This window comes from Enterobacter cloacae complex sp. IR5450, from assembly GCF_049238665.1.
GTDB lineage: Bacteria > Pseudomonadota > Gammaproteobacteria > Enterobacterales > Enterobacteriaceae > Enterobacter > Enterobacter hormaechei_C.
On the sequence record NZ_JBMKIC010000004.1, the window covers coordinates 163,705 to 174,811 of the forward strand.

At 55.1% G+C, this 11,107-nt stretch carries 10 protein-coding genes and 4 tRNA genes; 1 reads left to right on the forward strand and 13 read right to left on the reverse strand.

What is annotated here, in order from left to right; translation table 11 throughout:
* Positions 1-45 precede the first annotated feature (45 nt).
* From ACOTYB_RS05870 to miaB, 9 genes are all read right to left on the reverse strand, one after another.
* Positions 46-771: an amino acid ABC transporter ATP-binding protein gene (locus tag ACOTYB_RS05870; protein ID WP_045342242.1), complete on the reverse strand. Its 726-nt coding sequence runs from the start codon at positions 769-771 to the stop codon at positions 46-48.
* Entirely contained in the window at positions 771-1,445 is a 675-nt protein-coding gene (gltK, locus tag ACOTYB_RS05875; RefSeq protein WP_003858686.1) for a glutamate/aspartate ABC transporter permease GltK, read from the reverse strand. The genes ACOTYB_RS05870 and gltK overlap by 1 nt, the downstream gene beginning before the upstream one ends.
* Entirely contained in the window at positions 1,446-2,186 is a 741-nt protein-coding gene (gene gltJ, locus ACOTYB_RS05880) for a glutamate/aspartate ABC transporter permease GltJ (RefSeq protein ID WP_015571133.1), read from the reverse strand.
* A gap of 155 nt (positions 2,187-2,341) precedes the next feature.
* Complete coding sequence (locus ACOTYB_RS05885; protein WP_003858681.1) at positions 2,342-3,247, reverse strand: amino acid ABC transporter substrate-binding protein; 906 nt, start codon at positions 3,245-3,247, stop codon at positions 2,342-2,344.
* Positions 3,248-3,630: 383 nt separating this feature from the next.
* Positions 3,631-5,169: an apolipoprotein N-acyltransferase gene (gene lnt, locus ACOTYB_RS05890; RefSeq protein ID WP_047054210.1), complete on the reverse strand. Its 1,539-nt coding sequence runs from the start codon at positions 5,167-5,169 to the stop codon at positions 3,631-3,633.
* 5 nt (positions 5,170-5,174) lie between these two features.
* Complete coding sequence (gene corC, locus ACOTYB_RS05895; RefSeq protein WP_003858679.1) at positions 5,175-6,053, reverse strand: CNNM family magnesium/cobalt transport protein CorC; 879 nt, start codon at positions 6,051-6,053, stop codon at positions 5,175-5,177.
* 84 nt (positions 6,054-6,137) lie between these two features.
* Complete coding sequence (gene ybeY / locus ACOTYB_RS05900; RefSeq protein WP_003858677.1) at positions 6,138-6,605, reverse strand: rRNA maturation RNase YbeY; 468 nt, start codon at positions 6,603-6,605, stop codon at positions 6,138-6,140.
* Positions 6,602-7,648: a PhoH family protein gene (locus tag ACOTYB_RS05905; RefSeq protein ID WP_003858674.1), complete on the reverse strand. Its 1,047-nt coding sequence runs from the start codon at positions 7,646-7,648 to the stop codon at positions 6,602-6,604. Before ACOTYB_RS05905 ends, ybeY begins: the two co-directional genes overlap by 4 nt.
* A 163-nt stretch (positions 7,649-7,811) precedes the next feature.
* Positions 7,812-9,236, reverse strand: coding sequence for a tRNA (N6-isopentenyl adenosine(37)-C2)-methylthiotransferase MiaB (gene miaB / locus ACOTYB_RS05910; protein ID WP_214578269.1), 1,425 nt, complete (start codon positions 9,234-9,236; stop codon positions 7,812-7,814).
* Between the two features lie 135 nt (positions 9,237-9,371).
* Here miaB and ubiF point away from each other — a divergent pair, with 135 nt between their 5' ends.
* Entirely contained in the window at positions 9,372-10,547 is a 1,176-nt protein-coding gene (ubiF, locus tag ACOTYB_RS05915) for a 3-demethoxyubiquinol 3-hydroxylase (RefSeq protein WP_003858670.1), read from the forward strand.
* Between the two features lie 108 nt (positions 10,548-10,655).
* On the opposite strand, the gene ACOTYB_RS05920 is transcribed toward ubiF, so the two are convergent.
* The 4 genes from ACOTYB_RS05920 to ACOTYB_RS05935 all read right to left on the reverse strand — a co-directional run bounded on the left by ACOTYB_RS05920 (position 10,656) and on the right by ACOTYB_RS05935 (position 11,049).
* Positions 10,656-10,730, reverse strand: a tRNA-Gln gene (locus ACOTYB_RS05920).
* Between the two features lie 34 nt (positions 10,731-10,764).
* A tRNA-Gln gene (locus ACOTYB_RS05925) sits at positions 10,765-10,839 on the reverse strand.
* Positions 10,840-10,880: 41 nt separating this feature from the next.
* Positions 10,881-10,957 (reverse strand) — tRNA-Met (locus tag ACOTYB_RS05930).
* Between the two features lie 17 nt (positions 10,958-10,974).
* A tRNA-Gln gene (locus ACOTYB_RS05935) sits at positions 10,975-11,049 on the reverse strand.
* Positions 11,050-11,107 lie beyond the last annotated feature (58 nt).

Genomic DNA, 11,107 nt, shown 5'->3' on the forward strand with positions numbered 1-11,107 from the left:
AAAGCGTGAAGCAGTGCGCAATCCGCAGATTGCGCACTAAAAAGATTAATGCAGGATTTTGGCGAGGAAGTCTTTTGCACGTTCAGATTTAGGATTTGCGAAGAACTCTTCTTTTGGTGAGTCTTCAACAATTTTCCCTTCATCCATGAAGATCACGCGGTTGGCCACTTTACGGGCGAAGCCCATTTCGTGCGTCACCACCATCATGGTCATCCCTTCGTGCGCCAGCTCCACCATGACGTCCAGCACTTCGTTGATCATCTCAGGATCGAGCGCGGACGTCGGCTCATCAAACAGCATAGCCACCGGATCCATGCACAGCGCACGCGCGATTGCCACACGCTGCTGTTGGCCGCCCGAAAGCTGCGCCGGGAACTTATCCGCATGTGCAGACAGCCCGACGCGTTCCAGCAACTTCAGCCCCTTTTCGCGCGCCGCTTTTTTGTCGCGCTTCAGCACTTTCACCTGCGCCAGCGTCAGGTTCTCAATGATGGAGAGGTGAGGGAACAGCTCAAAATGCTGGAACACCATCCCTACGTGGGAGCGAAGCTGGGCAAGGTTGGTTTTGCGGTCAGTCACTTTGGTGCCGTTAACGACAATCTCGCCCTGCTGGACAGGTTCCAGCCCATTAACGGTTTTGATAAGCGTGGACTTACCGGAACCGGACGGGCCGCAGACCACCACCACATCGCCTTTTTTCACTTCTGTTGAGCAGTCGGTCAGCACCTGAAAGTGCCCATACCATTTAGAAACATTTTTCAGGGAAATCATTATACCGTCCTTTTCTTCAGCCAGCTGACCAACAGCGATGCGCTTAAACTAATCACAAAATAGACCCCGCCCGCGAAGAGGATCATCTCAACCTGCGTTCCGTCACGTTCGCCAATGGTGGAGGCGGTACGGAAGAAGTCTGCCAGGCTCAGCACGTAGACCAGGGAGGTATCCTGGAACAGGACGATGCCCTGCGTCAGCAGCAGCGGAACCATGGCGCGAAACGCCTGCGGCAGAATAATGAGCTTCATAGACTGCCAGTGCGTCATACCGAGCGCCAGCGCAGCGCTGGACTGCCCGCGCGAGATACTCTGAATACCGGCGCGGATGATCTCTGAGTAGTAGGCGGCTTCAAACATGGAAAACGCCACCATGGCAGAGATCAGGCGGATATCGGTCTTTGGCGACAGTCCCAGTACGTTCTGTAAAAAGCCGGGAACAATCAGATAAAACCACAGCAGCACCATGACCAGTGGAATGGAGCGGAACACGTTAACGTAAGCCGTGGCAAACCAGGCGAGCGGCTTAAAGCTCGACAGGCGCATCACTGCCAGCAGGGTGCCCCAGACAATACCGACGATAATGGCGATAACGGTGATCTTTAAGGTGATTGCCAGTCCATCCAGCAGATAGGGCATGGAGGGAACAATGGAACTCCAGTCAAAATCGTACATTTATTTGCCCCCCAGATTGCCCGGCAGGCGTACTTTGCGTTCAACCAGGTTCATCACCAGCATGATAAATGCGTTAATCAGAACATAGGCGAGCGTGATCGCCGTGAAGGATTCCCATGCGTGAGCGGAATAATCCAGCAGTTTGCCCGCCTGCGCCGCCATATCTACCAGACCAATGGTTGAGGCGATAGCCGAGTTTTTTACCAGGTTCATCATTTCGGACGTCATCGGCGGAACGATGACGCGGTAAGCGTTCGGCAGCAGTACGTAACGGTAGGCCTGAGGCAGAGTCAGGCCCATCGCCAGTGCCGCATTCTTTTGCCCGCGCGGCAGTGACTGTATGGCGGCACGTACCTGCTCGCAGACGCGCGCAGCGGTGAACAGCCCCAGACACAGCATAGAGGAGACAAAAAATTGTACGTTAGGATCCAGCTCGGCCTTAAACCACATGCCGAGATCTTCCGGCAGCAGTTCCGGGATCACCAGATACCAGGTAAAGAACTGCACGATCAGCGGAACGTTACGGAACAGTTCCACATAGAGCGTGCCAATCGAAGAGAGAAAACGGTTAGGGACGGTACGCAGAATACCGAACAGCGAACCGACAAGAAACGCGATAATCCACGCCGTTATCGATAATGCAACGGTAACCTGAAAGCCGCTCCACAGCCAGCCGAGATAGGTGGTGTTGCCGAACGGGGCTTGTTGCAGAAAGATGCCCCAGTTCCAGTCAATTGACATAGTAAACTCCAGAAAAAAAAGGGTAGCAGCGCTACCCTCGAAGATTGGTGAGAAGCTCAATTTTTGCGCTGAGTGGGGAACGACCACTCAACGTATAGTCTGTCCATGCTTCCCGACAATCGAGAGGGCAGGAGATCCCGCCCCTGTCGTTCTAATTAGTTAAGAGCTTTGTCGTTTGGTGATTTGAACAGCGCTTTCATGTCGTCAGACAGTTCAAAGTTCATGTTCAGGTTTTTTGGTGGAATTGGGTTCTTGAACCATTTGTCGAACCATTTTGCCGCTTCGCCGGAGGTTTGCGCCTGAGCGATGGTGTCATCGATCAGTTTCTTGAAGTCCTCGTCACCTTTACGCAGCATACAGCCGTAGGCTTCTTTCGACTGGGCGGTACCGACGATTTCCCAGTTGTCTGGTTTCTTCGCCTTGGCGCGCTCGCCTGCCAGCAGAGCGTCATCCATCATAAACGCGACGGCACGGCCGCTTTCCAGGGTACGGAAGGAGTCGCCATGGTCTTTCGCGCTGATGATGCGCATGTCCATTTTCTTCTCGTCGTTCAGCTTGTGCAGCAGCACTTCGGACGTGGTACCGGAGGTCACGACAACCGCTTTGCCTTTCAGGTCAGCAAAATCTTTGATGTCGCCGCCTTTCTTCGTCAGCAGGCGGGTGCCCACAACGAAGATGGTGTCCGAGAAAGCGGCCTGTTTCTGACGCTCAAGGTTGTTGGTGGTTGAGCCACATTCAAAATCAAATGTGCCGTTTTGCAGCAGAGGAATACGGTTCTGTGAAGTGATGGGGATCAGCTTCACTTGCAGGTCAGGTTTGTTCAGCTTTTTCTTCACGGCTTCAACGATGGCGTTGGAGTAATCCTGTGAATAGCCCACGACTTTTTGCGTGTTGTCGTAGTAAGAGAACGGGACAGAAGATTCACGGTGGCCGACCACGATCACGCCGTTTTTGGCAATCTTGTCGAGAGTGCTTCCTGCTGCCGGAGCGTCTTCAGCGTGGACAACCCCCGCAGACATTCCCATAACCAGCATTGCTGTGGCCAGTTTACGTAATTGCATACCCAACTCCTTTCTTATCAGCGCCAGTGACGCATAGATACCCATTGTGATGTTGTTATATCTCGCGCAATGCGAGTGCAGTGTTATGCAAGCTTGTTAACATTTAGTCTGGCTTAATGTAAAGATTTTGCTGCGTTATTGTTTATTTTTGCGAAGCGCGCCGCACCATTCAGAGGCAATAATCCCTCGCTGCACCGTTTCGGTGCTACCGATGATCTACGCTGGTGCGACAAGGTTGCATGTTAAGCCAGACAGCGTTGATGTAAGTAAACAAAGCAACAGGCGTGCCAGAATTGAAGTTTGGGAGGAAATTGTCGGGCGGCGCCGGCGCCGGAGAGCAGGCCGGGTAAGGCGTAGCCGCCACCCGGCAACAGAAGGTAAGGTTATTTACGACGCTGACGCAGGCTCATCAGCACTGCGCCAAAGCCGAACAGCACGGTCAAAATCCAAAGCGGCCAGTTCCCGGTGCGCGCGTAAGGGGTGAGCCCGGTAGTTGGCGTGACGTTAGTAGTCAGCACCTCACGGGTAAATTGCGGGATCATGGCCTGGATTTCACCCTGCGGACCAATCACGGCGGTAATGCCGTTATTGGTGCTGCGCAGCAACGGACGCGCCAGCTCCAGAGAACGCATTCTCGCCATCTGGAAGTGCTGCCACGGGCCAATCGATTTACCGAACCACGCATCGTTTGAGATGGTCAGCAGATAGTCGGTGTCCGGGCGGAAATTATCGCGCACCTGCTCGCCGAGGATAATCTCGTAGCAAATGGCGGCCGTCAGGGCAAAACCGTGCGCATGCAGCTGCGGCTGAACGTAAGGGCCCCGGCTGAATGAGGACATCGGCAAATCAAAGAACGGTGCCAGTGGGCGCAGAATAGACTCCAGCGGAACAAATTCGCCAAACGGTACAAGGTGGTTTTTGTTGTAACGATTGGTGGAGGTATAGCTGTATTCGCTGCCCTTACCGAGCGTAATGATCGTGTTGTACGTGTCATAGCGGTTCTGCTGATTGAGACGCGCATCCACAATTCCGGTGATCAGCGTACTGCCGCGTGCGCGCAGCAGATCGTCCATCATCTTCAGGAAGGGCTGCTGATTGATCTCCAGGTCTGGGATCGCAGACTCAGGCCAGATGATGAGCTGCGATTTGCCCATCACCTTTTCAGTGGCGTTGGCGTAGATTTTCAGCGTGTTCAGCAGCTGATTCTCATCCCATTTCAGGGACTGCGGGATATCGCCCTGGACCAGAGAAACCTGCGTGGCGCGCGCGGGCTCCAGCGTAAACCACTGGATATAACGCAGCGGGAAGGGCAGGGCAAACAGGATTAACGCGGCAACCAGCGGCTTCCAGTTACGTGTCACCAGGGCCAGCACCAGCAGGCCGCTGACGATCATCAACAGGAAGTTGATGGCTTCCACGCCCATGACCGGGGCCAGGCCTTTCAGCGGGCCGTCTACCTGGCTATAGCCGAACTGCAACCACGGGAAGCCGGTCAGTACCCAGCCGCGCAGAAATTCGGTGATTTGCCAGACAAAGGGTGCCGCTATCGCCACGCGCAGCCAGGTCGTTTTTGGCCACAGGCGAGACAGGATGCCCGCGAACAGGCCAGTGTAGAGCGAAAGATAGGCGGCGAGCAGCACAACCAGGAAGACGTTAACCGGCCCCGGCATTCCGCCAAATTGCGCGATACTGACGTAGACCCAGTTGATACCAGAGCCAAACAGTCCCAGCCCCCAGAAGTAGCCGATGGCCGCGGCCTGTACCGGACGACGGTTCAGGGTAAGCCCCTGTATCCCCATCAGGGAGAGAATAGCGGCTGGCCAGATATCGTAAGGAGAAAAAGCCAGCGTACCGCTGGCTCCGAGTAACAGCGCCAGCAGCAAACGGACGCGCTGGCGTTCAAAGAGTGGGGCAAATGCCATTTACATTAATCTTCCAGTTTTGGCACCGGTGAGTCGTCCGGCATTCTGACGTGAACCTGAATAATACGTCGGCTGTCAGCCATTGCGACCTTGAACTGGTAACCATCGATGTCAACGGTTTCACCGCGGGCCGGAAGATGGCCGAAGGCCTGCATCACCAGACCACCAATGGTGTCCACTTCTTCATCGCTGAAGCTGGTGCCAAAGGTATCGTTGAAGTCTTCAATGGAGGCCAGCGCGCGCACGGTCCAGGTGTGGCGGCTCAGCTGACGGAAGTCAATATCCTCTTCTTCGTCATACTCGTCTTCGATTTCGCCCACGATCAGCTCAAGGATGTCTTCGATTGTGACCAGACCGGAAACGCCACCAAATTCATCAATAACAATCGCCATGTGATAGCGCTGGGAGCGAAACTCCTTCAGCATCCGATCCACACGCTTACTTTCCGGCACAACCACGGCCGGGCGTAACACCTTTTCCATACTGAAGGCTTCGGCATCGCTGCGCATAAACGGCAGCAGATCTTTCGCCATCAAAATCCCTTCAATGTGATCTTTATCTTCGCTGATGACCGGGAAACGTGAGTGAGCCGATTCGATAATCACATCGAGGCACTCGTCCAGCGTCTGGTTGCGTTTCAGGGTAATCATCTGCGAGCGGGGGATCATGATGTCGCGGACGCGCTGGTCGGCGATGTCCATCACCCCTTCGAGCATTTCGCGCGTATCTTCGTCGATAAGGTCGTTCTGCCCGGAATCACGAATCAGCTCCAGCAGTTCATCACGGTTTTTCGGTTCGCCGTGGAAAAGCTGGTTCAGAATGAGGGAGAAAAATCCCTTTTTAGTGGTTGTCGTGTCGCTACTGTGTGAATTGTCGTCGCTCATGGCGTTTGTTAAGGGTTCTCTTGTTAGTTCAACGTTAACCGCCGCGCTATGTCCCTGCGCGGCGGCATGGTAGTCAGTGACTGACTATTCTTTCTCGGCAATGTACGGATCCTCATAGCCCAGAGCAAGCATTATCTCTGTCTCGAGGGATTCCATCTCTTCCGCTTCGTCATCTTCAATATGGTCGTAACCCAGAAGATGCAGGCTACCGTGCACCACCATGTGTGCCCAGTGCGCTTCCAGCGGCTTTTGCTGCTCCTTGGCTTCCTGCTCAACCACCTGACGGCAGATGATCAGATCGCCCAGCAGCGGCATCTCAATGCCCGGAGGGGCTTCGAACGGGAAAGAGAGCACGTTGGTCGGCTTATCTTTCCCGCGGTAGGTCAGGTTGAGCTCATGGCTTTCTGCTTCATCCACCAGGCGAATCGTGACCTCTGATTCTTCCTGAAACTGGGGGATAACGGCATCCAGCCATTTCTGAAACTGTGCCTCTTCTGGCATGCCGGAATTATCTTCACAGGCCAGCTGTAAATCGAGGATCACCTGACTCATTTCTGTTCATGCTCCTGCGCTTCGCGCTTACGTTCTGCGGCCAGTTCGGCCCTGCGCTTCTGATCTGCCTCTTCCCAGGCCTCATAAGCGTTAACGATACGCGCGACCACCGGATGGCGTACCACGTCTTCACTGTGGAAGAAGTTGAAGCTGATTTCCTCTACCTCGGCCAGGACTTCGATGGCGTGACGCAGACCCGATTTGGTGTTACGCGGCAGGTCAATCTGGGTGACGTCACCGGTGATAACCGCTTTCGAGTTAAAGCCAATACGCGTCAGGAACATCTTCATCTGTTCGATAGTGGTGTTCTGGCTCTCATCCAGAATGATGAACGCGTCGTTAAGCGTACGGCCACGCATGTAGGCCAGCGGGGCCACTTCAATCACGTTACGCTCGATGAGCTTTTCAACTTTCTCGAAGCCGAGCATTTCGAACAGCGCGTCATACAGCGGGCGCAGATACGGGTCGACCTTCTGGCTCAGATCGCCCGGCAGGAAGCCCAGTTTTTCACCGGCTTCAACAGCAGGGCGGGTCAGCAGGATACGGCGGATCTCCTGACGCTCAAGCGCATCGACCGCAGCAGCAACGGCCAGATAGGTTTTACCCGTACCCGCCGGGCCCACGCCGAAGGTGATGTCATGGTCGAGAATATTGGCGATGTACTGCGCCTGGTTCGGGGTACGAGGCTTAATCACGCCGCGTTTAGTTTTGATGTTGATGGCTTTGCCATAGTCCGGCACGCTCTCCGCGCTCTGCTCAAGCACGCGCGCCTCTTTGATGGCCAGGTGGATCTGTTCAGGTTCAATATCCTGGATCTCACCGCGCATCGGGGCGGTATCAACATACAGGCTGCGGAGAATATCTGCCGCGGCGTTGACGCAGATTGGGCGTCCGGTGAGTTTGAAATGGTTATCGCGACGATTGATTTCGATACCCAGACGTCGCTCCAGTTGTTTGATGTTGTCATCAAACGGCCCGCACAGGCTCAGCAGGCGAGCGTTGTCTGCAGGCTCAAGGCTAATTTCACGCGTATCTATGTTCAAACTGTTCCTCTTTAATTGGTTAACTGACCTGTGGCCACACGGCGTAATAAAACGGTCATTACCGAAATTATTCACGCCATAGAATAAAGGCGCAAGCGTTGCGGTAGATATTGGGGGTGATGAGAGGAAATACAAGGCCTGCCGGACAGGCAGGCCAGGAGGATCACGGCTGGTAAATACCTACGCCAGAGTCGTTGACCTTGCGGGTGCGAGAGATAACGGATTCCGGAGTCTGTGCAATTCGCAGACCCATTTCGTCCTCAGTGCGTACCACCTTCCCGCGCAGCGAGTTCGTGAGCACTTCGACAATCTCGACGTCCACAAACTTACCGATCATGTCCGGGGTGCCTTCAAAATTCACCACGCGGTTATTTTCGGTTCGACCAGACAGTTCCATGATGCTCTTACGGGAGGTGCCTTCCACCAGAATACGCTGGACAGTGCCGAGCATGCGACGACTCCAGGCGTTGGCCTGCTGGTTGATACGCTCCTGTAGAATATACAGACGCTGCTTTTTCTCTTCTTCCGGTACATCATCAACCATATCGGCCGCAGGGGTGCCCGGGCGCGCAGAGAAGATAAAGCTGTAGCTGACGTCGAAATTCACCTCGCCGATGAGCTTCATGGTGCGCTCGAAGTCATCAGCGGTTTCGCCAGGGAAGCCGACGATAAAGTCGGAGCTAATCTGGATATCCGGGCGCGCTTCACGCAGCTTGCGGATGGTGGACTTATACTCCAGCACCGTATGTGGACGACCCATCAGGTTCAGCACGCGGTCAGAGCCGCACTGGATAGGCAGGTGCAGGAAGCTCACCAGCTCTGGCGTATCGAGATAGACGTCAATAATGTCGTCGGTAAATTCCATCGGATGGCTGGTGGTAAAGCGAATGCGGTCGATGCCGTCAATCGCCGCCACCAGACGCAGCAGTTCAGCAAAGCTGCCGGTGGTGCCGTCGTAGTTTTCCCCGCGCCAGGCGTTCACGTTCTGCCCCAGCAGGTTCACTTCGCGAACGCCCTGCGCGGCAAGCTGCGCGATTTCAAACAGGATATCGTCTGCCGGGCGGCTCACTTCTTCACCGCGGGTGTAAGGCACCACGCAGTAAGTACAGTATTTGTTGCAGCCTTCCATGATGGAGACGAAGGCGGTCGGGCCATCAGCGCGCGGCTCTGGCAGACGGTCAAATTTCTCGATCTCCGGGAAGCTCACGTCAACCACCGGGCTACGGCTGCCGCGAACCTGATTAATCATCTCCGGCAGGCGGTGCAGGGTCTGAGGGCCAAAAACGATATCCACATAGGGGGCTCTCTGGCGGATCAGCTTACCTTCCTGCGATGCGACGCAGCCACCCACGCCAATGATCAGGTCCGGATTTTTCCGTTTGAGAAGCTTCCAGCGGCCTAACACATGAAAGACTTTTTCCTGTGCTTTTTCACGAATTGAACAGGTGTTCAGCAGCAGCACATCGGCTTCTTTCGCATTTTCAGTCAGCTGGTATCCGTGGGTGGTATCCAGCAGATCGGCCATCTTCGATGAATCGTATTCGTTCATCTGACAGCCCCAGGTTTTTATATGGAGTTTTTTAGTCATCGACTTGCTCAGCTCAGGATTGCAAGCCGCGTATTGTAATGCTTTGGTGCGGTTGTGACCAGTATGAAGGTTGTCAACCTCAGGGCCGCAAAAATCCGGTAAACTTAAGGTATTCTTCAATAAGGAATAGTGACCATGACACTCCTGAACACCGAAGTTGCCGTTGTTGGCGGCGGTATGGTCGGCGGCGCACTGGCGCTGGGGCTGGCGCAGCAGGGATTTGACGTAACCGTTATTGAACAGGCGGCTCCGCCGGCATTCGATCCTGCCAGCCAACCGGACGTGCGTATTTCCGCCATCAGCGCGGCCTCTGTTGATCTGCTTCGCGGGCTGGGCGTCTGGGAGGCGGTGCTGGCGATGCGCGCGCATCCTTACAGCCGTCTCGAAACCTGGGAGTGGGAAAATGCTCACGTGTCGTTTGATGCCGCCGAGCTGAAACTGCCGCGCCTGGGCTATATGGTGGAAAACAACGTGCTCCAGCAGGCACTCTGGCAGGCGCTGGAGGCGCACCCGAAGGTGACGTTGCGCGTGCCGGACTCGCTGAAAGGCCTGCATCGTCATGAGGGCGGGTATCTCCTGACGCTGGACAACGACGATGAGCTGGCCGTGAAGCTGGTGGTGGGGGCGGATGGCGCGAACTCGCAGGTCAGGCAGATGGCAGGCATTGGGATCCATGCCTGGCAGTACCAGCAGTCCTGCATGCTGATCACCGTTCAGTCAGAAAACGCGCCGGGCGAAAGCACCTGGCAGCATTTTACGCCGAACGGCCCGCATGCATTCTTACCGCTGTTTGATAACTGGGCTTCGCTGGTGTGGTACGACAAACCGGCGCGCATTCGACAGTTGCAGGGGCTGTCCATGGATCAGTTGCAGCGCGAAATCCGCCAGCACTTCCCGAGCCGTCTGGGCAACGTGACCCCGGTTGCCGCCGGCGCATTCCCGCTGATGCGACGCCATGCGTTGCAGTATGCCCGTGAAGGACTGGTGCTTGTGGGGGACGCGGCGCACACCATTCATCCGCTGGCGGGGCAGGGGGTGAATCTGGGATACCGTGACGTCGATGCGTTACTGGATGTGCTGGGTAACGCTCGCGCCCACGCGGAAGCCTGGGCCAGCCATCAGGTTCTGAAGCGCTACCAGACGCGCCGTATGGCGGATAACTTCATTATGCAGTCGGGGATGGATCTGTTCTATGCCGGGTTCAGCAATGATGTTGGTCCGGTGCGTATTGTGCGCAATATTGGATTGATGGCAGCGGAACGTGCCGGTGGTCTGAAGCGTCAGGCCCTGAAGTACGCCCTCGGACTCTGATCTTTATTCCCTCTCCCCGTGGGAGAGGGTTAGGGTGAAGGCATCAGGCCGCACTATTCTAAACAACAAAAACAAAAAAGCCCGCAGAGCGGGCTTGTTTGTTTAAAGTGGCTGGGGTGCAGGGATTCGAACCCCGGAATGCTGGTATCAGAAACCAGAGCCTTACCGCTTGGCGACACCCCAATTGCGTTAAACAAACTGCTTAACGACTTTAAAGTGGCTGGGGTACGAGGATTCGAACCTCGGAATGCCGGAATCAGAATCCGGTGCCTTACCGCTTGGCGATACCCCAACAATGTTCAGTTTACCGAATCGTATTCGATAACGTAAATATGGTGGCTACGACGGGATTCGAACCTGTGACCCCATCATTATGAGTGATGTGCTCTAACCAACTGAGCTACGTAGCCAGTACTGCAATCTTCGATGGCTGGGGTACCTGGATTCGAACCAGGGAATGCCGGTATCAAAAACCGGTGCCTTACCGCTTGGCGATACCCCAATACCGCGGAGAACCGCATGATCGAAGAAATATGGCTGGGGTACCTGGATTCGAACCA